Raw genomic sequence first — 22,467 nt, forward strand, 5'->3', positions numbered from 1 at the left:
TGATTGGTATCCTCCCAATATAAACCAAAGGAACAAAATAATGAGCAATATCCCTAGCGATTTAAAATACGCCTCTTCTCACGAGTGGGTTCGCAACGAAGGTGACGGTACATTTACTGTGGGTATTTCTGAGCATGCGCAAGAGCTGCTTGGCGACATGGTATTTGTAGAACTACCAGAAGTAGGCGATGCAGTAGATGCAGGCGAAGATTGTGCAGTAGCAGAGTCGGTTAAAGCTGCATCAGACATTTACGCACCAGTTGGCGGCGAAATTGTTGCGATTAACGAAGAGCTAGAAGACGCACCAGAAACGGTTAACAACGACCCATACGGTGACGGCTGGTTATTCCGCATTAAAGCAACTGACGAGTCAGAGCTTGAAAACCTACTTAGCGCAGAAGACTACGCTAACACAATCGACGAAGAGTAATACTCTAAGTAGATGACAAAAGCCCCATTCACAGTTTTTGGGGCTTTTATGATTTAACTGCCTACTTCCCATACACAGTACGTTATTAAATCATCACATATTTTAATCAATACTAATCACCCGTTAGTATTTAGGATCATAGGAATCTAGACGCATGTCAAACGCCAAATCTCTTGAACAGTTAGAGCAAAAGCAAGATTTTATTCGCCGCCACATTGGGCCAAGCCCAGCACAAGTAAGCGATATGCTAAGTGCTTTAGAAGTATCAAGTGTGCAAGAGCTGATCGACCAAACTGTACCTGCAAGCATTCGCTTAGCGCAGCCATTAACAGTTGGCGAAAGCCGTACTGAAGTTGAAACACTAAGCTACTTAAAATCGGTAGCAAGCAAAAATAAAGTTTTCAAATCGTACATTGGCCAAGGCTACCACCCAACGCACGTACCGCACGTAATTTTACGTAACGTACTAGAAAACCCAGGTTGGTATACTGCGTACACGCCATACCAGCCAGAAATTGCGCAAGGGCGTTTAGAGTCGTTATTAAATTTTCAAACTATGACCCTAGATTTAACAGGCCTAGATTTAGCAAGTGCGTCGTTACTTGACGAATCAACCGCTGCTGCTGAGGCAATGGGCCTTGCAAAACGCGTATCTAAAGCTAAAAAAGCCAATGCCTTTTTTATTGCCGACGACGTACACACACAAACAATCGATGTAGTAAGCACCCGTGCTGAGCAGTTTGGTTTTGAAATAATTGTAGGTAAAGCAGAAGATGCCGTTAACCACGACATTTTTGGCGCACTTTTCCAATACCCAACTACATCAGGTGAAGTAGTCGATATAACCGACCTAATTGCCGGCGTACAAAGCAAAAAGGCCATTGCCTGTGTTGCTGCCGACATTATGAGCTTATTACTACTAAAAGCACCGGGTAAATTAGGTGCTGACGTAGTACTTGGTTCGGCTCAGCGTTTTGGTGTACCTATGGGTTACGGCGGCCCTCACGCTGCATTTTTTGCAACACGTGACGCTTACAAACGTTCATTACCAGGGCGTATTATTGGTGTATCTAAAGACCGTTTAGGTAACGACGCACTGCGTATGGCAATGCAAACGCGCGAACAACACATTCGCCGCGACAAAGCCAACTCAAACATTTGTACAGCGCAGGTACTACTTGCCAACATGGCAGCGTTTTACGCGGTGTACCACGGTCCACAAGGCTTAAAAACTATCGCGCAGCGTATACATCGCTTTGCTGATATTTTAGCTGCTGGCCTAAAAGCTAAAGGTATCGCACTTAAGCACAGCACCTGGTTTGATACGCTAACAGTAGTTAGCGACAGCAAAGACGACGTAATAGCACGTGCACTTGCCAAAGGCGTTAACTTTGCCACAAACCACGACGGCGAATACTCTATTTCGGTTTCAGAAACCACCACACGCGCCGATGTAGCTGAGCTATTTGATATTGTACTAGGTGAAGGCCATGGCCTAAGCGTAGATAGTATTACAGCCGATATTGAAGCAAACGGTAGCGACTCTATTCCAGCTAGTTTAGTACGTGATGACGAAGTATTAACGCATCCAAACTTTAACAGCTACCACAGCGAAACAGACATGCTTCGCTACATTAAGCGCCTAGAAAACAAAGATTTAGCGCTTAACCACTCAATGATCTCGTTAGGTTCATGTACCATGAAACTAAACGCGACCGCTGAGATGATCCCAATTACATGGCCTGAATTTGCAAACTTGCACCCATTCTGCCCGCTCGATCAGGCCGAAGGTTACCAAATAATGATTAACGAGCTGCACGACTGGCTCGTTAACATTACTGGGTACGATGCAGTTTCACTTCAGCCAAACTCTGGCGCACAAGGTGAATACGCAGGCTTAATTGCTATTCGTAAATACCACGAGTCACGCGGCGATGCGCACCGTAACGTATGTTTAATTCCAAGCTCAGCACACGGTACTAACCCTGCATCTGCGCAAATGGCCAGCATGAAAATTGTAGTGGTTGATTGCGATAAAAACGGTAACGTAGACATGGCAGATCTTAAAGCGAAAGCTGAAGAAGTGTCTGAAAACTTATCGTGTATTATGATCACATACCCATCTACACACGGCGTTTACGAAGAAACCATTCGCGAAATTTGTGACATTGTGCACGAGCACGGCGGCCAAGTTTACATGGACGGCGCAAACATGAACGCGCAAGTAGGCGTAACAAGCCCAGGCTTTATTGGCTCAGATGTATCGCACTTAAACTTGCACAAAACATTTTGTATTCCACACGGTGGCGGCGGCCCAGGTGTAGGCCCAATTGGTGTTAAATCGCACCTTGCGCCATTTATGCCAAACCACAGCGTAATTAACGTACCGGGTACAAACATTAACAACGGTGCAGTATCAGCAGCGCCTTACGGCTCAGCCGCTATTTTACCTATTTCATGGGCTTACATTACCATGATGGGGAGCGAGGGCTTAAAACAAGCCACTGAAATGGCGATTGTGAATGCTAACTACTTAACGCACGAGTTAAGCCAGCACTTCCCAATTTTATACCGTGGCCGTAACAACCGCGTTGCGCACGAATGTATTGTTGACCTACGCCCACTTAAAGAGCAATCAGGCATTACTGAAATGGACGTAGCTAAGCGCTTGCAAGATTACGGCTTCCATTCACCAACCATGTCGTTCCCAGTAGCGGGCACGTTAATGATTGAGCCAACTGAATCTGAGTCAAAAGGCGAGATAGACCGCTTTATCGAAGCTATGGTGTCAATCAAAGGCGAAATCGACAAAGTAATCTCTGGCGAATGGTCAATTGAAAACAACCCGCTTGTGTTTGCACCGCACACACAAGCAGACGTGTTAGGTAACGAATGGGATCGCGCGTACGACCGTTTTTACGCTGCATTCCCAGTGCCTTCGGTAGCAAAAGACAAGTTCTGGCCAACGGTTACACGAATAGATGACGTATACGGCGACCGTAACTTAGTATGTTCATGCCCAGCGGTAGAGACTTATCGCGACTAAGAGAACAGACTAATTTTTGAACTTTAATGGATAGTAAGCTCCATTATAGCTTGGGAATTTATCAAAATTATAAAAGCCGTTGCAGCAATGCACGGCTTTTTTGTGTGTGGTGATTCGCTATAAATTATATGAACATAGGTTGGGTAGAGTGAAACGAAACCCAACGAAACACAAATATACTTACTCGCTCAAAAGCCAAGAGTATGTGTTATTAGTTGTAGGCGTATAGCTTGCTGACGCGCGGGCGGGAGCCCGAATAAGTATTGAATAGGTGTTTGAGGTTATTATCACCGATAATGTGAATGCGTTTCGTACTTTTAAAGATTAGAAACCTTATTCAAGGTTTTTTGCCAGGTTGCTGGCGGCAACCAAGGGGCGGCTACCGCCGACCGCCCCTTGGAACCCCACGGCGCCCCGAGCATCACGCTTAATCCTTCAAAACACAATTGATTTGAACGTAAACGGCGAAGATAGGCCATCCATGGCCTAGTTCCGCCTTATCGCGCATCCATGCGCGACATTACTCATCAATTGCTTATTTTCAGGGTGTGATGACGGGGAAGGGTGTTAAACGTGACGGTGGTGTTTAGTCTTAGCAAAATGCGAGTGGATGAGCTAGTGGATTTCATTGCTTGATTATGTTTTGTTTATTGACATATCAGGGTAATTGCTTTCTCTTTTATTCAAATCGATTATAGCTATTGAATCTAAAATATATGGGGTTATTATGTAATAAAATAGTTGCAAAGGATAATGGTATGAGCAGTAATAAAATGGAGATTCAACTTGAATCTATCATGCATAATACACCAGATGGAATTGAGATGGGGGTTATGGCAGATGGAACCCCATACCTAGGTGCTAGAGGGCTAGCTGCTTTATGTGGTACAGCTCCGAGTAATATAATTACATTGATAAAAGAGTGGGATGAGCAAAAGTATCGCCCTAGAGGTCAGATAATTAAAAAACTGATTGAAGAACAGGGCGGTAGATCTTCAGGTCTTTACACACCAATTAAAGTAAAAGGAAAAAGTTATCATGCTATTAACGAAATTAATTGCATGGCTATACTTGAATATTATGCCTTTGAATCTCAATCGCCATCAGAACAGGCGAAGCGGAATTATAGAAGTCTAGCCAGATTAACGTTACGAGCTTTTATTTATGAAAGAACTGGATATGACCCTGTAGAACAAGTTCCTAAATATTGGCAGATTTTTCATGAAAGAATAACACTTAATGAGGTGCCTTCGGGGTATTTTAGTGTATTCGAAGAGATAGCTAGCCTTTTGATTACGGGGATCCGAAAAGGAATGCCATTCGACCAAAATAGTATGCCTGATATAAGTGTAGGACAAGGCTGGGGTAAGGTTTGGAGAGAAAGTGAATTTGATATTGCCTATGGTAAAAGAGTAAAACATTTACACAAGTTTCCATCTGATTTTCCTCAAAAAGATCCTGAGGCATGGATTTATCCAGTAAAGGCTTTAGGTGAATTTAGGGAATGGTTCGATGATACGTATTTAAGGATGAAGTTTCCAAAATATTTAGCTACCAAAGCTAAAGCTGGCAACCTACCTAATTTAGATATAAAAAGCTTAGTTGAAGCCGTTCAACCAGTTAGGTTAGAAGGTAATAAATAAAAAACAAAGGTCTCTCCCATTAGAAAATTCCGGTCAAGCAGACAGCTGTGTTTACTTGATCTTTTTATTCAAAAACCAAGTGTTCTTATTATTTAAACTCAATTTAAATATGACTATGCACCTCGTAATAACGTCGATTGATGGGTGACCCTTTTATTTCTTTTACTTTGGTCTTTTGAGTTTACAAAACCTCACTAAATACGTCTATGTTATTTATAAAGCCTAAGACTATTTTGCTAATTAAATAGTTATTTAATGCTATCTCATTTAGGGTTAATATTAGGTACTACATAAAACAATAATAAAAGTAAGAAGCAACGTGCCCTTGCTTAAGAGGTATACATGGAAGATGCATTCATAGCCGTATTTGCAAATGCCGGCGTTATATTAATTTTAGCTTTAACATTAAAAGCATTTAATAAAGTCGATATAAATATAGCGTGGTCTTTAATCTCATTAGGCATTTTTACGTGTTACGTTTTTGCTTTATTTAGAGGCGCCGAGGTTATTCCTTTAGATATATTTTTTGCTGATTTGTCTTGGAATTGGTCTGGCAAGATAGCTGTAATTATCCTGTGGGGAGGTGTAATCCTAGCCTTAGCGAAATATAAACATGGCTTTCGTATTGCTGATGCTGGTTTTACTTTCAAACAAAGTGAAGGCTCTTTAAAACCTGCTTTTATTGTTTTGTGCTTGTTTGTAATTCTCCAAGCCATTGTTTCATGGTTCTGGAGTGGAGAGCCTCGCTATGATTTAGAAACATTACTTTATCAAGCAACCATGCCAGGGTTTGACGAAGAACCGATGTTTAGAGGGGTCTTACTATTTTGTATTTCCTTGGCAATAGTATCTAAGCGATACAGTTTGGTAAGCGCGCCGATAAATATAGGTGGATTACTTTTAGTTTTATTATTTGGCTTGGTGCACGGCGTTATGTTTAACGATGGCGAGTGGTATTTTTCGTTTACCTCTATTTTATTAACTGGAGGTTATGGCTTTATTTTACTGTGGCTAAGAGAGCGAACGGGAAGCTTGGTATTTCCAATTCTCGCCCATAATAGCGTTAACGTTGTTGGGCAATTAATTTAGGGTGAGGTTAAAACGTTTAGTTGCGCTAGATATTCCAAAATCAGCAAGGTCAGGTTTTTCTTTTTGCCTTTCGTGATTAAGGAAAAGTGCAAAACTGCCCCAGTAACCCCATTTAAAAAAAGGGCAATAATATTGCCCTTGTGTATGCGCTTAAACTTATTTTTATAACCCATAGCGCGACTACGTTTTGCTCTAGCCCTTCTTTAGTCATCAGGGCCTTTTAAAGTAAACACTAAATGTTTACGCATATCTTTTAAAATAACGCCTTTTTTAAGCATTGCGGCGCTTAAGCGCTTTTGCCATTTTAATAAATCAGGCTCTGCGGCTGCTAAAGCTTGTTCGTTTTCAAACTGAAAACAAAGCAGTAGTGAACTTGGAAATAAGTGATATTCCACATCAAACCAGCACTGCAACATACCAGGGATTTCTTCGCGCCCTTGTGCTTCGAGTTTATCGGCAACGTTAAGCACAAGTGCTTGTTGTTTTACTTGCACTGCAGAGAGTTTTTTCATTATTAAAATCCAAATTAGCGGCTAATACATACAGCCAGAATGCGGGCATTATACGCAAGCTTGTAGCTATGTAACAACCGTAGGTTGGTTTGAGCGAAGCGAAGCGAAACCCAACGCACAGCCAATGTAACAATCACAATAAATAAAATGCTATTACTTGTAGGCGCTTAGCTTGCTAGCGCGTTGGCCGAAAGCGGGCACTATTTGGTTTTACATGTAGAGGGAGTTTGTTTTCTTTTTTTAAGCAGGAAAACGTATCTATATTACTATTACTCCCTCCAAAAGAACGATTCCCACACCGAAAATAAAAACGACACTATTTTGCTAAAAGCTAAAAGCTAAAAGCTAAAAGCTAAAAGCTAAAAGCTAAAAGCTAAAAGCTAAAAGCTAAAAGCTAAAAGCTAAAAGTGCTCACATAGTAAACACTTTCGCCCTATGCTTTAATATTAAAAAAGGGAGGACGTTATGCGTAAAAATCGATTTTTATTTAATAAACACTTTGCTGCAATGGCTGCGCTAGGGGCTTTAGCTGCGCCGTTACCTGTATTGAGTAACGAGCCTGGGGTATTAGTTGAGCAGCTTTGTGCTAGTTGCCATAGTTTAAACAACCTTGAGCGCAGTGCGGGTTATAGCCAAGCGGATTGGCAAACACTCATAAGTTATATGGTAGATACAGGCGAGGGTACTGCGCTTAGTAAAGATATTAGCGCGTATTTGGCCAAGCATTACCCTGTTAATAATAAGCGCGAGTCAACGGTGGTTAAAGGCGATTTAAAACTAAGCTTTAAATACTGGCAAGTGCCTACGCTTGGGCAACGCGCTCGCGACCCTGTGCAAGGTGAAAACGGGCTTATTTGGTGGGTTGGCCAGTGGGGCAATATTTTAGGTAGGTTAAACCCTAAAACCGGTGAAATGAAAGAGTACACTTTGCCAAGTGGTACGTATGCGCACAGTGTATCGCTTGATAAAAACCAAACCCCTTGGTTTTTAGGTAATAAAAATGGCACGGTAGGGTATTTAGATTTAAAAACCGAAAAATTTAAAGTGTATAAAATGCCTGATAAAAACGCCCGTGACCCGCATACAGGCGTGTTTGATGATGCGGGCATATTTTGGTTTACCCTGCAGCACAGCAACATGATTGGCAGGCTAAACCCTAAAAGCGGCGATATTAAACTGGCTACTTTACCCACTAAAGGCTCGCGGCCTTATGGTATAAAGCTTGATTCTAGCGGGACGCCGTGGGTGTCGTGTAATGGCAGTAACTGTTTGGTTAAAGTTGATAAAAACACCATGGAGCTTAGCGAAATAAAACTCCCAGGTGCTAAAACACATACTAGGCGCCTTGCTATTACGCCTGATGATATGGTGTTTTATGTAAACTCTGGCATGGGTAAACTTGGTCGCTATAACCCCAAAAACGGTAAAATAACGCAGTGGGATAATCCCAGCGGCGAAAACAGCCACCCGTATGCCATTGAATATGCCGATAATGCTATTTGGTTTAATGAGTCAGCTAAGCGCCCCGAAACGCTGGTTAGGTTTGATTTAAAAACTCAAACCATGCAAAGCTGGCAAATTCCGAGTAAAGAAGGGGTTTACTCTGGCTTAATTAGGCACATGCGTATGGGCAATAACGGCTTAATTATTCATCAAACGGCTACTAATCAATTAGCCGAAATTACGTGGTCTAAGTAATTGAGTTTATTAACGCGTTATATAAAAGCGCTTAGCGTTAGTGCATTTATTTATGTGGTAGGAGTTTTTTACAACGGTTAGCAATATTTACTGTGTAAATGAAAGCAGTAGTTTAGGTTTGTTATTTAACTCATTGATTAATAGTAATAATTTAAGTGGTTTAGGTTTTGCTTAGTAATAGCTGTATTTTTTAAATAAATAAAGGAGTTATTATGAGCACGGTTATTACTGGGTTATTTGAAAGCGCATCACAAGCAACACTGGCTATTTATAGATTAGAAGCATTAGGTATTAATGAAGCTGATATAAGCATTGTTGCCAATGACTCATACGCAAAGGAAGACTTTGCCTTAGACGAAGGAACCAAAGCGGCTGAAGGCGGCATTGTTGGTGCAGCGTCTGGTGGTATTATAGCTGCAATTGTTGGCGGTTTTACTGCCGTAGGTACCGTGGCAACCGGTGGTACAGGTTTATTAGTAGCAGGCCCATTAGTGGCTGCATTTGCAGCGGGCGGCGCTGGTGCTGCCGTTGGCGGAAGTTTAGGCGCTGCTATTGGGGCGTTTATTCCTGAGCACGAAGTTAAATTTTACGAAGACGCCATTGAAAAAGGCTCTATATTAATTGGTGTTAAGTACGACAGCGATAACAAAAGCGCGATTGAAGAAATACTTAAAAATGCAGGCGCGAGTAGTGTGTCTACCGCGTAAAGCTAATTAGTTTAAAGTAATAAAAAAGGTGAAACTTAGTTTCACCTTTTTTTATGCTTTTTTACGTTGCACTTTAGTGGCTATTGGCTTACTTAGATTTACGTTTGTCGAGCACATAATGTACGGCCATTCTTGCCACGCCTGCACCAATGCCAGATACCACTGCCCATGTAACGGCTTCTTTAAGATCTGTATGCTCGCTTGGCTTGTCTTTTGGGGCGGGCTCGTTGGTTACCTTTTCCCACGACTTTTGTAAACTTTTTCTGGTTAGCATGCCAGCTGATGCGGCGGCTAGGCCTATACCTAGTGTTTTAATTAGTTGCTTGTTACTCATAATTCCCTCGATTGTTTAATAGCGATAGGGTCATCTATAACCCGTTTAATAACACTAGTATGTTCAGCAATTAGTATACCGATAGCGCAGCAGGCGTGGTGAGCATGGTTTATTTTAGCGTGTGCATAGGCGCGTATTTTGATTAAACGCGCTGTGCTATTGGCTTAGCGCGGTATTAGTAAATGCTCTATTAAGCGTTTAAGCTGCTTTTTTACCCGTTTTGAGCGGTACTTAGTATTAGGCGGGTGGGCGTGTTAAGCCTGTAAAGTTGTCATTTCTTTTGTAAATTTGCCCTAGTTTTTGTGCAGCGTTTAAGCAAAAACACGCAGTAAATTTTAAGTATGTGTAGTGGTTAATTATCTAGCCTTTTTTATTTTATTTTTAATCAATGCGTTACGTTTAGCGCAGGTGAAATTTTTTGCCTACAGTGAGCTTGGTATAGAGATTGTACCTAATAACTGAGCAGTCGCGTTATTTACAAACCTGATACTACATGAGGAGATCACGATGAATTGTTTACAGTTTGATTCAACCGCTAAAAAAAGCGTAACACGTATTTTTAAACCAGCTTGCGCCATATTATTTACCGCTGCAATGCTACAAAATAGCGCATTGGCGAATGTAGATGTTGATATGCATGCAGTAAGTAAGTCGGGGCAAGGTGAGTTACTTGGCACCGTTACACTGACAGAAAATGAGCACGGGGTGGTATTTACCCCTGCGCTTAAAGGCTTAACGCCTGGGCAGCATGGCTTTCATGTTCATCAATATGCTAGCTGCGAGCCAAAGCAAAAAAACGGTAAAGTTGTACCGGCCGGTGCTGCTGGTGGACACTTTGATCCTAACAGCGCTAAACACCACGATGAACCCTGGAGTAATGGCCACTTAGGCGATTTACCTGCGTTATTTATAAATGAGCGTGGCGAAGCTAAATCGCCTGTTTTAGCGCCAAGGCTCAAGCTTGAGCAGCTTAAACAACACGCAGTGATGATCCACAAAGGGGGCGACAATTATGCCGACGAACCCAAGAAATTAGGTGGCGGTGGTAAACGTGTTGCGTGCGGCGTAATTAAGTAATTCGGAGATTATTTATGCCTTATCAAAACACAAACGAGTTACCGGATTCGGTAAAAAGTAACTTACCTAAACATGCCCAAGAGATATATCAAGAGGCGTTTAATAGCGCGTGGGATACCTACGAGGACCCAAGCGAGAGAAAAAACGACGACGACCGCGAAACCACAGCGCATAAAGTGGCTTGGTCTGCGGTTAAAAATAGCTACAGTAAAAATGATAATGGAAATTGGGTTAAGTCGAGTAATTAGTTACTTGTACAAGTAAAAAACCAATGCATAAAAATGCCGCTACAAAAGTTGTAGCGGCTTTTTTATAGCGCAATTAGGCTACTCGCTTTTGTGTTTGCGGCGTTTATAAAAGGCAAAACCACCCACTACACAGGCTAATATAACCGCCATAATAATAGTAAATGCCCACGGCCCAAAATTAGCAATGGCAGGGAGAGCAAGGGCGGTAACAATACCGCCGCCAACCACGGGCTCATAAAGTGGTTGTTTGTAACTAAAGGGGCGAATATGCTCGCTTGGGTTTGAGGTAGCCTGTTTTAGCATTAACAGCCCAACCGCCGTAGTGCCCATAGATTGCCCAAGCTCGCCAATTCCTCTCACTTTCCAATCCTTTGGGAAAAACCACCCACCAAAGAAAAAGTAAATAGCTGCACTATAGGCAACCCCCACTGCGCCTAAAATTAAAATACTTTGCCAATATTTAGCAAGTACCGATAAGTTAAGCGCACCCAGTGCGGCAATTATTAGTAAATCGAGGGAGAGGTTAGAAAGCAGGTTTATTTGATAGTGACTAATTAAGTTACCCATGCCTGATTTATTAAGCACTATTTGCACCACTAAACCCACCATCATCGCAATGGGGAATAAAGGCATGTACTCAAGTATTTTTACCGATGAATCGGCAAAAAGGCTTTTTTCGGCTACTTGTAAGCCACTAAGAATAAGCCAAGCAACAATAACAACTGTGCCTAAAATAGCAAAGTGCAGGCCAAATGGGCGGTCTTTTACCTCTACTTTTTCGTCGTGGCTAATTTCAAGTTCTTGGTCGCCCCCATCGGTGCGGTTAGACATAATAGTCCCTAATATGATGGCGCTTATAAGGCCTATTGTTGCTATACCTAACCCCAAGTCCATACCTTTTGCAAAATCGATACTTTCAAAAGTGGATTGCAGGCCAGCTACGGTGCCATGCCCGCCCTGAAATCCCACCGCAATGAGTGCGCCGGCAACTTCGTTGGTATCAAATAAAGGGGCAAGTACTAATAATGCCGTGATCATACCCACCACATATTGGCCTATGGCAATGCTGTAGCCAAAGCATAAATTGGGTAGGCTTTGATTTAGCGATTGTTTAATTGTAGGTATTTTTTTACCTAAAAATAAACCTGCAAACACCACTACAATTAAATACCCAGGTAACTCCTTCCATATGCTTGTGACCTTTTCATCTATCCATAAATTAGTGCCTTGGAGCGACAAATTAATATACTCACCAAGTAATTGTGGCCCTAATAAAAGAGCTAATACGCCAGCAATTAACGATGAGGGCACAATTAAGCCCTTTAAAAATGTGTACTTAATTAAATTACCTAGCGTTAAAAAAAAGGCCAGTAGTAGTAACGACTTAAAAAATATAGCTATATCCATAACTGATTTAACCTATGTTTTATGCTCCTTTAAACTACTCACTAATAAAAAGAGCTATACATGTTTGAGTGCTAAATACGCTAAGTAGCAATATATATTCCAGCGATTTTTGAATTTTAAGTGATTGATAATTCTATTTTAAATATTTAATGCTGAATTGAGTGCAACGGCTTTACAGAGTGTTTGTATAATTTTCAAACTAAAGTGTTAGGTAAATACTCAGGGAGTGCGCTAAACACTCGTGTGAGTTTCGCTTAAATGTGCGTTACTATTTGGCAAAATTAAGTTTGTTTAAACCCATTGGGATTACGTTGAATTATTTAGCTCACCTTTACTTAGCAAAGCCTACAGCCGATTCACACTTTGGCAATTTATTAGGTGATTTTGGTGGACGCAGGCACGCAGAATACCTGCCCAATAGCGTTAAAAGTGCACTAGAAAACCATTACTTAGTGGATAAATTTACCGACTCACACGCTTTAGTAAAAACCACTAAACAGTACTTTTCGCCCGAGCGAAAGCGCTTTGCAGGCGTAGCGATTGACGTGCTGTTTGATCACTTTTTAATTAGGCATTGGCAGCAATTTAACAAACACCCTTTAAATGATTTTAAACGCAGCAGCTACGCACTTTTAAATGAGCGCATAGCAGTTATGCCACCGCGCATGCAGCACGTTGTAACCAGCATGACTACAAACGATTGGTTTAAAGAATACGAAACTATAGAAGGGGTAGGGCTTGCGCTTGATAACATAGCCAAACGCATTCGTTTTACTAATAACTTTGCAGGTTCCGCTGAGGATATAGCGCAAAACTACCATGAGTTAGAAGCGGTGTTTTTAGCATTTTTCCCTGAGTTAATTGAACATGTTAATGAACACGCCTTAGAAAGGGCATATTAAAAACAATGCTTAAATGTGTTTAATATTGAACGTGCATTATTGCGTGTACTGCTAGTTTATTTTTGTTAAATTTCGCGGCTCTATTATTGCCATTTGTATAGCTTAAAGGATTAACTAAATATGGATTTTTCTACGATTTTGGCCACGTTATTAGGCCAGCTTTGGTACTTTATACCGCTGTTTATTTGTATTGGTGTTTTTAAAACACCTTGGTTTAAAGGAGCGATGGGAGAGTGGCAAGTTAATGTGCTAATTAAACTGTTTTTAAATAAGGCAGATTACACGTTAATTAAAAATGTGACGCTGCCTACTTTTGAAAACGGCATTGAAAATGGTACTACGCAAATTGATCATATTATTGTGTCTGAGTTTGGTGTGTTTGTGGTGGAAACTAAAAACATGAAAGGTTGGATTTTTGGTTCAGCGAATCAAAAAATGTGGACACAAAAAATTTTTAAACACTCATCAAAATTTCAAAACCCCCTGCATCAAAACTACAAGCATTTAAAAACACTTGAGTCGTGTTTAAACATAAACAGTAACGCATTATTTTCGGTTATTATTTTTATTGGCGACAGCACATTTAAAACTAAACTACCTGAAAATGTTAGATTTGCACGCGGCGGTATTGAGTACATTAAAAGTAAAACCGAGCGAGTACTTAGTGCTAATACTAAAAACGATATAGTAAATACAATTGAAAGCGGAAAATTAAAACCAAGTTTTAAAATAAATCGCCAACATGTAAGCCATGTAAAAACAATTATTGAACATAAGCAGGCGCCAAAAAAAGAACGCTCAGAAACTCAGATATGCTCACGTTGCGGTGAGAAAATGGTACTACGTAAAGCAAAGAAAGGTACTAATATAGGAAATACGTTCTTTGGCTGTAGTGCATTTCCTAAATGTAGAAGTAGTGTTGAAATTTAAAAGGAAGTAGATTTTATGCCTGATGTAACGGCACTGTTTTATATAGCTATTATGGCTTTTTATTTATTACACAAAAACAAAGAAGCCAAAATATTAGTTCCCGTTATTGGCTTTGCAGCAATCCCCCTTTTTAGCAACGATTACTGGCAATGGTTTCAGCTTAGTGCGGCACTGAGTGTTGTTGTTATAGTGATAGAAAAAGAGAAGGCAGGGTATACAGGCGGCGGTGCTGTTTCGGCATTTGCTGCATTTTTTATCGGCGCTTTATTAGTTAGTATTGTTATACACGCGACTTCGTCTGCGGTTACTAGTTTAAACTCTACAAACTTTAATTTTAAACATCCACTAAGTTACGCGTGGCCTAGGGAGGTTGTAATTTTATATGCGTCTGCGTTTATAACTGCATTGCTTGGGATATTGTTTAACGTTCGTATGCTTGTGGCTTTTTATGGCGCAGTAATTATTGCGTGTTTACTTGCTGTTTTACCTCACTTTTGTGGCTCTTTTTTATATGGCTTAGCATTAAGTGTAATTATTATTGTAGTTACTTTTGCCGTGGCATTTATTAAAAAGGCACAAGAAGAAGCACGCTTTATATTTGCTTATATTGGTGCAGGGTTAATACAAGTGAGCTGTTTGGTTAAGTACTTTAGCTAACTATTTTTTGAACGACTGCTCAAGTTGTGGTTTAATTGTAGCTACTACTTTTAGGAGCGTTTTATGATCAAATTTTATTTTCACCATACACCTAACCCAATGAAGGTTGCTTTGTTTTTAGAAGAAACAGGCCTACCGTTTGAACTTGTGCCACTTGATACCTTAAAAGGTGAGCAACATACACCTGAGTTTAAAGCCATCAATCCTAACGCAAAAGCACCTGCCATTGTTGATGGTGAAACTCGTGTGTTTGATTCGAACGCTATATTAATGTACCTAAGTGAAAAACACGGTAAGTTAGCAGGTAAGCCAGAGAATCGCGCCGAAATGCTTTCATGGTTAATGTTTATAGCATCGGGCCTTGGGCCGTATTCTGGGCAAAGTGTACACTTTAGACACATGGCGCCTGAAGGGCTTGATTACGCCGTTAATCGCTACTTGCGTGAGGCGCAGCGCCATTACGAAGTGCTTGATGCACACCTTGAAGGTCGCGACTTTATAGTGGGTGATGAATACACCATTGTTGATGTATCTGCTTGGGGTTGGATTGATAAAGCGCCAGTAGTACTTGGTGAAGAAGGACTAGCACCATACCCTAATTTAAAGCGTTGGTTTGAAAGCATTGATAGCCGCCCAGCGGTTGCACGTGCACGCGTAATTGGTACTGATGTAGCATTTAAAAAAGAGTTTGATGAAGAAGCCAAACGTGCGTTTTTCCCATCTAACTACCCGAAGAGCTAACGCTTAAAAAGTAAAAAAGGGCAATTAATATTGCCCTTTTTTATGTATATTAATTGCTTAGCTTTATTATAATGCCACTAAGCTTTGCGTGAGCATTGCTTTAATTTGTTTAACTATGTTGGCTTCTGTTTCTGGTTCAAACTGTTGAATACGCGGGGTATGGATATGCCCAGTAGGAATGCTCGAATTTAGCGCGTCACGCAGGCGAATACTACGATACGATATTTCGTTAGACAAATAACCACCCCCGCCGCCATTTACCGCAACACTGTTTTTAAGCGCGCCGTACGAGCCGGCTTTAAAGGTTTTATTAAGTGTAGTTACTTCGCGGTTGTCGATTACTTTATATGGGCCTTTTGCGTTTTGCATGGCGCTTACTGGTAGGCTAAATTTTACAAACTCATTACCAGGTAGTGGGCGGCCATTTAGCTTGGGTATAACAGGGCTTGTTTGCGTACCGCCGTAGACAATATTGGCGTTATCTGGCGCGGTTACGCTGCGGCGTTTACCTGGGAAGTGCTCTAAATCAAACTCGGTTCTGCCCATGCTAACCGTTACAACCATGTCGACGTTGTTAAGTGCATAGTAGGGAGCAAGGAGTGATTCTATTATACCTTGGTCAAAGTCTTCGTAGCGTACTGGTACCATAACCGTGTTAATTTCGGCGCTAACGCCATTGTAATTAATAACTTGGCCGTCGAGTAACAATGCGGCGACCCCAGATGGGTTACTTTGGTTGATATTTTTGTCGAGTAAAAAAGGGTCAAATCCGGTAAGTATAATTTTTTTATCACTGCCTGATGAAAAAGCTAAATCGGTACGGCCTCGGCTGCCCTCTTCAAGCATGCTTAGCAGCGTATTTATTTGTGCGTCAGATAGCTCAACGTTAGCTTCGGTTGTACGTATTACTTTGCTTGAAAGCAAGCGCGCCCAGTAAAGTGCTCGGTCGTCGTAATTGTTAGTTTTAATAATGCGTTGCTTAGCGCTTTCCCACAGCTCAAAACTATAGGTTTGAATGAGCTGCTTTGCCTCTTTAAAGTTATTGAGCGCTTTAAACTGTTGCTCAAAGGTGGTTACTTCTTTATTAAAGGCCGATAACACAGTGGGCATTGCTGTTTGTGCTTTGCTGATGCGTTGTTCTTCAACGGTGAGTGGATTACTTAAAGCTGCGAATGAAGAGGCCATTAAGCTGGTTGCTAGTAATACTTTGATCATGATACTCCTAATTAAGCCGTTGTCATTTGAGTAACTTACTATCCTACTATTAAACAGTGAGGGCAATTATTTAAAGTTGAATTAACTGATATCTGGTACGGATGGAATGTTACATTATTACATTTTGATGAATTTAGCAAAGCGCCGCACTTTTAGCGAGTTATTTCCTTTACTATAGATTTAATAAAAAACACGGGAATAAAATAATGGTTTCTAGAAGAGAGTTTTTATTTAGTGCAGGCTCGCTTGCGTTTATTGGCTTATCGCGCAGCGCAATGGGTAACGTTGCTTTACCTGAAGTAACAACAAAGTTACCTGCTTATGGCCCATTAATAGCCGACCCTCAGGCCTTATTAGATTTACCTGAAGGTTTTAGTTATCGGGTTATATCGGCACTGGCGATAAAATGGATGATGGTTTAGACGTACCCGACCGTGCCGATGGCATGGGTTGTATTGCATTAGATAACGAACGCGTAGCCCTTATACGTAACCATGAGCTACAACCTAAACACATTAATAAAGCATCTGATTTAATTAGTAACCACAAAACCCCCTTAGCCTATGATTCATTTAAAAATGGTGTAGCTTTGCCTGGGGGCACTAGCCATATAATTTATAACTTAAAAGAGCAAAAACGCGAGCAAGAGTATTTATCGCTGTGTGGCACAATAAGAAACTGCTCAGGCGGTGTAACGCCGTGGGGGAGTTGGCTAACCTGCGAAGAAACCGTTATGGATAAAGGCGATGGCTTGTCTCAATCTCACGGTTACATTTTTGAGGTACCAGCCAGCGCCAAAGGCCTAATTAAGCCAGAGCCATTATATGATATGGGCCGGTTTAATCATGAAGCCGCCGCAATAGACCCACAAACCGGTATTGTTTATTTAACTGAAGATAGAGGCGATAGTTTGTTTTATCGGTTTATTCCTCATCATCGCGATAAGTTAAATAAAGGCGGCACATTGCAAGCGATGGTAATTAAAAACCAGCCTCAGTTTGATAGCCGAAATTGGGATTCACCGGCCATGCCATTACACAGCGACCTTTTAGTTGAATGGATAACGCTCACAGACCCTAAAAGCCCAAATGATGACCTACGTAAGCAAGGTTATAAAAAAGGTGCAGCCTTATTTGCACGAGGAGAGGGAATACATTGGGGTAAAAATGAGCTTTATTTTTGCTGTACTAATGGGGGCAAAAAGCAGTTAGGTCAGGTAATGAAGTACACACCTTCAAAAAACGAAGGCACTGAGTTAGAGCAAAATGAGCCTGGTAAAATACAACTATTTGTAGAAAGTACAAACGAGTCGTTATACAACTTTGGTGATAATTTAACGGTAGCACCTAACGGGCATTTAATTGTATGTGAGGATCAATACACAGACACGGTGAATAACCATTTACGCGGAGTAACACCCAAAGGAGAGGTGTATAACTTTGCTAAATTGCATGCGCAAACAGAGCTTGCTGGGGCGTGTTTTTCACCTGACGGACAAACCTTGTTTGTAAACGTATACATGCCAACTAAAACGTTGGCTATTACTGGTCCTTGGGATAGTTTTAAGCTTTAAAGTGGTAAAAAATACAAACGCTTAGTATAGGTATACTAAGCGTTTGTATTTTAACAATCCTTGTAGGTTTACCAAATCCGTTAGCAAGCTTTAGTCATCCTTGGTGCATTTACTACATCCTTTATGTAATAAGCAACGGGTCCTTGTAGTTTGCACTTCATCCTATACCTACTTATGTAACGTATCCTTGTATCTTTATTAGTCCTTTAACTCTTATTAACATTCCTTGTATGGCAAAGTGGGTAATAAATTAATGATTTAGTTTACCTGCAGACGATTCAATGTGTGCACGTACAAACCATTGAAACTGCTCTAAGTCACCTAGCTGGCTGGTGATCATATCCTCTGATACTGGGTCTAATTCAGACAGCGTGCCAATGGCTTTGCGGTGGTCGGCGTTTACGCCACTGTATACTTTGTCTAATGCACCTAAATGCTCTACTACAAAGGCTTTACCTAATGAGTATTCTTCCCATGTGCGGCGATCTACAATTGACTTAGGTGTACCTTGTGGCGTACCGCCTAATGTAGCAATACGCTCTGCGATGGTGTCGGTCATTTCGCGAATAGCATCGACTTGTGGGTCTAACATTTCATGCACACCAATAAAGCTTGGGCCTACTACATTCCAGTGAATATGCTTTAAAGTAAGTTGTAAGTCTAAAAGCGCTACGAGTCGGTTATCGAGTGTTTCAATTGTTTTTTTTGCTGATTCGTTATCCATACCTGGGGCTGTAAATTCAATTGGGTGTTGTGAGTTACTCATAATGTCTCCCGTTGTGTAATTTGTTGTATGTAGCCATTGCTACCATTTAACTTGCAATACATGAAGCAAAGCCTATGCCTACCAAGTTTATTTATTTAAGATATTGATATTTAATGTTTTATTTATAATTGGGTACGTAGGGTTAAAAAAGGAGAGGCGTAGAATATGAATTTTATGCACTTATTTTTGTAAATTGTGCACAGTAGTAAAAAAGCTGTGGCTGTTTATCGATTGAGTTGAAATTTGTTTATGCTCAATAAGGTATAGTCTGTGTAATACAGCTATCTAATGTGCTTAGCCTTACAATTCACGCCGTTATTAAATTGCCTTTAAAGCTCACCTTAATATTGCATGCGCTACAACCTCTAAATAAAACCCAGTAAATAAGCTAAGCAAGGGTATAAAAATATAAAGGTGCTTATTTATTACCTGCGTAATGATTAATTCAGGTGTTTTATACAGGGCTAACGCTGCTCTTTTAAAGCCGCGCTACTGGGCTTTACTACTTAGATTTTAAAAAACAGCCTTTGTACTTATTTAATCTCTTTAGTTGGTGAATGCTCACTGATATACTCCCGCCGCATTTTAATTGGGGTTATGTAAATAAATCATGAATTTTTTAAAAACACTGTTTACAACATCTATACTGCTTTTGTCTCACTCAGCACTAGCAGAAAATTGGAGCGTTACACAGCTTCACACAAATTTTGGCGATGCCTTAAATCCCTTTACCGGGGAGTCGTCATTTACACGCACCTACACCATAGAGCATGCCTCAGAGCATGATTTAGGTGATAACTACTTTTTTATCGACTTTTTAAACGACAGCCTTAGTGATGGTTTTCAAGATACGGGTATATATGGCGAGTGGTACACAACACTTAGCTTATCAAAAGCCTTTGATACCTCTGTGCGTTACGGTGCAATAAAAGACACAGGTTTAGTGTTTGGTATAAACGCCGGTGAAGAGGGGTTAATGAAATACACCCCAGGCATCAAGCTCAGCTGGGATGCCCCTGGTTTTGATTTTTTAACAACTACTTTTGCAGGTTACATTGATGCCAACGGCGGCGTGCAAAAAGATCAGCTAGCCAAGCAAGACAACAGCATTTTTATAGACCTTGCATGGGGTGCACCTTTTACACTAGCTAGCCAAGCATTTTATTTTACCGGCCACGTAGAATATATTTCTGGGCGTGATGACGAACTAGGCAATAAAGTTAATGAGTGGTTGCTTGCTCAACCCGCTGTGCATTGGGATGTAGGGCAAAACTTTAATTTAAACCCGCAACAGTTAATGGTAGGGGTAGAGTGGCGCTATTGGTACAACAAGTTAGGGACTAATAAAATAGAAAACCAGCCCTTTTTACATGCTATTTGGGTATTTTAAGCAAAGCTTGCTTTGCTAGGCTGATAAAAAAATAGCGCCTTTTGGCGCTATTTTTAGTCAGTGTGGTTGGAACTTTAAGTGGTTGACTGTTACTCGTAACCACGAGGTTTTTTGGTTTTAATAACTGCAATATAAGCATGCCAACTGGCGTAACTAAGCAAAGGCATAATTACAATAAAGCCCGTGGCACCGGTAGCAAAACCAACAGCTACCAGTAAAAATATACAAATTGACCATACCACCATAGCGGCAAAGTTAGTTTTTACAGCGTTCATAGAGCTTATTACAGCGGTCATAATATCTACTCGGCGCTCCATCATTATTTGTGGAGCAAAAGCAGAAAGCGAAAATACAGTCACCAGTAATACCCCTCCTATTATGCTGCCTAACGTTAAAAACGCCGATAACTCTTCAAAGGTGGGATTGGCGTGGCTAGGATACAAAGCATGCACAAGTGCGGCTAAACGCATCCAAGCAATCATGATAACCATTAGCATTATTGCAAAGCCCCATTCGCCTACTGGGTTTCTAAACATCGACTTTATAGAGTGGCTAAGTGTGGGTTTATGACCTTTTTCAAGCTCCCATGCTACATCGTAAAGGCCTGCCGCAAAGGCTGGGCCTATTAATGCAAACGCCACGGTTGCAGGCAGTATTACTAAATATGTACCTGTAAACATTGCCCAGTAAACAATAGCAACAGGAATAAGGGTAAATATTACCCCGTAAATAAGGCTCAATATGGGCGCACGGGTCATGTCTTTAAATGCCAGTGCTAGCCAGTGAAAAGCCGCAAATGTGTTTACCTTATTGCATTCAATGCAGCGGGCAAATTCAGAGTGTTTATTAATCGTATTTGTTGTTGGCATAACAACGCTCCTTAACAAGGTGTCTCTTAAAGGTTTAGAACACATTGGCTTTATTTACAAATTGAACAATATATACGCAATAAAAAATATTTTCGGTCAATTTATGTACTAATTTGTTTTTGTAACTGTTATTGGTGATAAAAATGAAAGGCAAATACAGCGAATAGGTAAAAATTCGTAACTTAGTTAATAAAAAGTTAATGTAAAGTGTTTAATGTGCTTTTATATTTACAACCAGTCTAACAGGAACAATAAAATGGACGAGATAATAAATAATATTGATGTAAATCAGTATTTGCCGGCAGCAGTAATGTGGGCAACAAATATTCTAATGGCAATAGTTATATTACTAATAGGCTTATGGCTTGCGGGTAAAGTGCGTAATATGATTATTAGTTTATGCCATAAATACACTCACTTTGATGACACGCTGTTTCGCTTTTTAGGCAGTATGGCGCGCTATGTTATTTTAGCGTTTGTATTTATTGCCGTGTTAAACCGCTTTGGTGTGCAAACAGCTTCAATAATTGCGCTATTAGGTGCGGCAGGTTTAGCTATTGGGTTAGCGCTGCAAGGTGCTATGTCTAACTTAGCTGCAGGTGTAATGTTACTTATATTTAGACCTTACAAAGTAAACGACTTTATTGAAGCCGCAGGGCGCTTTGGTAAAGTGACCGAGGTTGATATGTTTACAACAATTTTGCAAACGTTCGATAATCAGCAAGTTATTATCCCAAATAGCCAAATTTGGGGAGCGCAAATTATTAATCACTCGCATCATCCTATTCGCGGCGTAGATATGCACTTTGGTGTGGCATACGATGAAAACACCGACGCTGTTCGCAAAGTTATTGATAGCGTGCTTGAGGCTCATCCATACATACTAAAAGATCCAACTCCTTTTGTTGAAGTAGAAACACTAAACAACAGCTCGGTAGACTTTTTAGTAAGACCTTTTTGTAAAGGCGAGCACTACTTCGAAATTTTATACACGGTGCCAGAGCTTATTAAAAAAGCCCTTGATGAAAACAATATCGAAATTCCATTCCCACATCGTAAAGTTATTTTAGTTAACGAGAATAAAGATTAAGGCTTAAACCTAAGAGCACTTTTTAAGTGCTCTTTTTTTTGTCTGAAAAAGTTACACGCCTGTGTAATTTTTTCTTTTATAAATTACCTCAAATACTACTTTTTTGTCTGTACAGCCCTTTTTTACTAGGTTGGATGGCTGGT

Annotated in this window: 20 protein-coding genes and 1 pseudogene; 15 read left to right on the top strand and 6 right to left on the bottom strand. The window is 40.6% G+C overall.

What is annotated here, in order from left to right; translation table 11 throughout:
• The first annotated feature begins 40 nt into the window (after window positions 1-40).
• From gcvH to AN390_RS01385, 4 genes are all read left to right on the top strand, one after another.
• Window positions 41-430, top strand: coding sequence for a glycine cleavage system protein GcvH (gene gcvH / locus AN390_RS01370; protein WP_004587592.1), 390 nt, complete (start codon window positions 41-43; stop codon window positions 428-430).
• Between the two features lie 154 nt (window positions 431-584).
• Window positions 585-3,476: an aminomethyl-transferring glycine dehydrogenase gene (gene gcvP / locus AN390_RS01375; protein ID WP_024033277.1), complete on the top strand. Its 2,892-nt coding sequence runs from the start codon at window positions 585-587 to the stop codon at window positions 3,474-3,476.
• 758 nt (window positions 3,477-4,234) lie between these two features.
• The gene (locus tag AN390_RS01380) at window positions 4,235-5,119 is read left to right on the top strand and encodes a hypothetical protein (protein ID WP_055252754.1); all 885 of its coding nucleotides are present in this window, start codon (window positions 4,235-4,237) and stop codon (window positions 5,117-5,119) included.
• 342 nt (window positions 5,120-5,461) lie between these two features.
• On the top strand, window positions 5,462-6,208 hold the full coding sequence (locus tag AN390_RS01385; protein ID WP_055252755.1) for a type II CAAX prenyl endopeptidase Rce1 family protein: 747 nt from the start codon (window positions 5,462-5,464) through the stop codon (window positions 6,206-6,208).
• A 203-nt stretch (window positions 6,209-6,411) separates the two neighbouring features.
• Here the strand turns inward: AN390_RS01385 and AN390_RS01390 are convergent, their stop codons facing one another.
• On the bottom strand, window positions 6,412-6,720 hold the full coding sequence (locus AN390_RS01390; protein ID WP_004587588.1) for a hypothetical protein: 309 nt from the start codon (window positions 6,718-6,720) through the stop codon (window positions 6,412-6,414).
• Window positions 6,721-7,185: 465 nt separating this feature from the next.
• Here AN390_RS01390 and AN390_RS01395 point away from each other — a divergent pair, with 465 nt between their 5' ends.
• Both AN390_RS01395 and AN390_RS01400 read left to right on the top strand, forming a co-directional pair.
• Window positions 7,186-8,418: a hypothetical protein gene (locus AN390_RS01395; RefSeq protein WP_055252756.1), complete on the top strand. Its 1,233-nt coding sequence runs from the start codon at window positions 7,186-7,188 to the stop codon at window positions 8,416-8,418.
• A gap of 212 nt (window positions 8,419-8,630) precedes the next feature.
• Window positions 8,631-9,125, top strand: a complete 495-nt coding sequence (locus AN390_RS01400; RefSeq protein WP_004587586.1) for a hypothetical protein — start codon at window positions 8,631-8,633, stop codon at window positions 9,123-9,125.
• Between the two features lie 88 nt (window positions 9,126-9,213).
• On the opposite strand, the gene AN390_RS01405 is transcribed toward AN390_RS01400, so the two are convergent.
• On the bottom strand, window positions 9,214-9,459 hold the full coding sequence (locus AN390_RS01405; RefSeq protein ID WP_004587585.1) for a DUF4235 domain-containing protein: 246 nt from the start codon (window positions 9,457-9,459) through the stop codon (window positions 9,214-9,216).
• A gap of 507 nt (window positions 9,460-9,966) precedes the next feature.
• Between AN390_RS01405 and sodC the strand changes: the two genes are divergently transcribed.
• Together sodC and AN390_RS01415 are read left to right on the top strand one after the other, a co-directional pair.
• Window positions 9,967-10,536, top strand: a complete 570-nt coding sequence (gene sodC / locus AN390_RS01410) for a superoxide dismutase family protein (RefSeq protein ID WP_095206712.1) — start codon at window positions 9,967-9,969, stop codon at window positions 10,534-10,536.
• 14 nt (window positions 10,537-10,550) lie between these two features.
• Window positions 10,551-10,784, top strand: a complete 234-nt coding sequence (locus tag AN390_RS01415) for a ChaB family protein (RefSeq protein ID WP_055252757.1) — start codon at window positions 10,551-10,553, stop codon at window positions 10,782-10,784.
• A gap of 78 nt (window positions 10,785-10,862) precedes the next feature.
• Here the strand turns inward: AN390_RS01415 and AN390_RS01420 are convergent, their stop codons facing one another.
• The gene (locus AN390_RS01420) at window positions 10,863-12,191 is read right to left on the bottom strand and encodes a sodium/glutamate symporter (protein WP_055252758.1); all 1,329 of its coding nucleotides are present in this window, start codon (window positions 12,189-12,191) and stop codon (window positions 10,863-10,865) included.
• Window positions 12,192-12,502: 311 nt separating this feature from the next.
• Here AN390_RS01420 and AN390_RS01425 point away from each other — a divergent pair, with 311 nt between their 5' ends.
• The 4 genes from AN390_RS01425 to AN390_RS01440 all read left to right on the top strand — a co-directional run bounded on the left by AN390_RS01425 (window position 12,503) and on the right by AN390_RS01440 (window position 15,421).
• Window positions 12,503-13,093, top strand: coding sequence for an ACP phosphodiesterase (locus AN390_RS01425; RefSeq protein ID WP_055252899.1), 591 nt, complete (start codon window positions 12,503-12,505; stop codon window positions 13,091-13,093).
• Between the two features lie 120 nt (window positions 13,094-13,213).
• Window positions 13,214-14,023: an NERD domain-containing protein gene (locus AN390_RS01430; RefSeq protein ID WP_055252759.1), complete on the top strand. Its 810-nt coding sequence runs from the start codon at window positions 13,214-13,216 to the stop codon at window positions 14,021-14,023.
• Between the two features lie 15 nt (window positions 14,024-14,038).
• Window positions 14,039-14,680 (top strand): hypothetical protein, encoded by a 642-nt coding sequence (locus tag AN390_RS01435; protein ID WP_055252760.1) that lies wholly within the window; start codon window positions 14,039-14,041, stop codon window positions 14,678-14,680.
• A 63-nt stretch (window positions 14,681-14,743) separates the two neighbouring features.
• Window positions 14,744-15,421, top strand: a complete 678-nt coding sequence (locus AN390_RS01440; protein WP_055252761.1) for a glutathione S-transferase family protein — start codon at window positions 14,744-14,746, stop codon at window positions 15,419-15,421.
• Between the two features lie 66 nt (window positions 15,422-15,487).
• Here the strand turns inward: AN390_RS01440 and AN390_RS01445 are convergent, their stop codons facing one another.
• Window positions 15,488-16,636, bottom strand: coding sequence for a hypothetical protein (locus AN390_RS01445; RefSeq protein ID WP_055252762.1), 1,149 nt, complete (start codon window positions 16,634-16,636; stop codon window positions 15,488-15,490).
• A gap of 206 nt (window positions 16,637-16,842) precedes the next feature.
• Here AN390_RS01445 and AN390_RS01450 point away from each other — a divergent pair.
• Window positions 16,843-18,209: pseudogene (locus AN390_RS01450) on the top strand (alkaline phosphatase PhoX).
• Between the two features lie 250 nt (window positions 18,210-18,459).
• Here AN390_RS01450 and dps read toward each other — a convergent pair.
• The gene (gene dps, locus AN390_RS01455; protein WP_004587573.1) at window positions 18,460-18,975 is read right to left on the bottom strand and encodes a DNA starvation/stationary phase protection protein Dps; all 516 of its coding nucleotides are present in this window, start codon (window positions 18,973-18,975) and stop codon (window positions 18,460-18,462) included.
• A 610-nt stretch (window positions 18,976-19,585) separates the two neighbouring features.
• Between dps and AN390_RS01460 the strand changes: the two genes are divergently transcribed.
• Complete coding sequence (locus tag AN390_RS01460) at window positions 19,586-20,365, top strand: nucleoside-binding protein (protein WP_055252763.1); 780 nt, start codon at window positions 19,586-19,588, stop codon at window positions 20,363-20,365.
• An 89-nt stretch (window positions 20,366-20,454) separates the two neighbouring features.
• On the opposite strand, the gene AN390_RS01465 is transcribed toward AN390_RS01460, so the two are convergent.
• A complete protein-coding gene (locus tag AN390_RS01465) occupies window positions 20,455-21,234 on the bottom strand; it encodes a DUF2189 domain-containing protein (protein ID WP_004589488.1) in 780 nt (259 codons plus the stop codon).
• Window positions 21,235-21,490: 256 nt separating this feature from the next.
• On the opposite strand from AN390_RS01465, the gene AN390_RS01470 reads away from it, so the two are divergent.
• Window positions 21,491-22,324 carry a mechanosensitive ion channel family protein gene (locus AN390_RS01470; protein WP_055252764.1) on the top strand — a complete coding sequence of 278 codons (834 nt, stop codon included), beginning with the start codon at window positions 21,491-21,493 and terminating at the stop codon, window positions 22,322-22,324.
• The last annotated feature ends 143 nt before the right edge of the window (window positions 22,325-22,467 follow it).

Origin of the sequence: Pseudoalteromonas sp. P1-11, assembly GCF_001399995.1 — a bacterium.
GTDB classification, from domain to species: Bacteria; Pseudomonadota; Gammaproteobacteria; order Enterobacterales; family Alteromonadaceae; genus Pseudoalteromonas; species Pseudoalteromonas atlantica.

Coding starts and splice junctions, on each gene's coding strand:
- AN390_RS01465 (WP_004589488.1), bottom strand. CDS start 21,234: ATGCCAACAACAAATACGATTAATAAACACTCTGAATTTGCCCGCTGC.
- AN390_RS01420 (WP_055252758.1), bottom strand. CDS start 12,191: ATGGATATAGCTATATTTTTTAAGTCGTTACTACTACTGGCCTTTTTT.
- AN390_RS01440 (WP_055252761.1), top strand. CDS start 14,744: ATGATCAAATTTTATTTTCACCATACACCTAACCCAATGAAGGTTGCT.
- AN390_RS01430 (WP_055252759.1), top strand. CDS start 13,214: ATGGATTTTTCTACGATTTTGGCCACGTTATTAGGCCAGCTTTGGTAC.
- AN390_RS01415 (WP_055252757.1), top strand. CDS start 10,551: ATGCCTTATCAAAACACAAACGAGTTACCGGATTCGGTAAAAAGTAAC.
- AN390_RS01460 (WP_055252763.1), top strand. CDS start 19,586: ATGAATTTTTTAAAAACACTGTTTACAACATCTATACTGCTTTTGTCT.
- AN390_RS01445 (WP_055252762.1), bottom strand. CDS start 16,636: ATGATCAAAGTATTACTAGCAACCAGCTTAATGGCCTCTTCATTCGCA.
- gcvP (WP_024033277.1), top strand. CDS start 585: ATGTCAAACGCCAAATCTCTTGAACAGTTAGAGCAAAAGCAAGATTTT.
- AN390_RS01395 (WP_055252756.1), top strand. CDS start 7,186: ATGCGTAAAAATCGATTTTTATTTAATAAACACTTTGCTGCAATGGCT.
- AN390_RS01380 (WP_055252754.1), top strand. CDS start 4,235: ATGAGCAGTAATAAAATGGAGATTCAACTTGAATCTATCATGCATAAT.
- AN390_RS01400 (WP_004587586.1), top strand. CDS start 8,631: ATGAGCACGGTTATTACTGGGTTATTTGAAAGCGCATCACAAGCAACA.
- AN390_RS01385 (WP_055252755.1), top strand. CDS start 5,462: ATGGAAGATGCATTCATAGCCGTATTTGCAAATGCCGGCGTTATATTA.
- gcvH (WP_004587592.1), top strand. CDS start 41: ATGAGCAATATCCCTAGCGATTTAAAATACGCCTCTTCTCACGAGTGG.
- AN390_RS01470 (WP_055252764.1), top strand. CDS start 21,491: ATGGACGAGATAATAAATAATATTGATGTAAATCAGTATTTGCCGGCA.
- sodC (WP_095206712.1), top strand. CDS start 9,967: ATGAATTGTTTACAGTTTGATTCAACCGCTAAAAAAAGCGTAACACGT.
- AN390_RS01435 (WP_055252760.1), top strand. CDS start 14,039: ATGCCTGATGTAACGGCACTGTTTTATATAGCTATTATGGCTTTTTAT.
- dps (WP_004587573.1), bottom strand. CDS start 18,975: ATGAGTAACTCACAACACCCAATTGAATTTACAGCCCCAGGTATGGAT.
- AN390_RS01405 (WP_004587585.1), bottom strand. CDS start 9,459: ATGAGTAACAAGCAACTAATTAAAACACTAGGTATAGGCCTAGCCGCC.
- AN390_RS01390 (WP_004587588.1), bottom strand. CDS start 6,720: ATGAAAAAACTCTCTGCAGTGCAAGTAAAACAACAAGCACTTGTGCTT.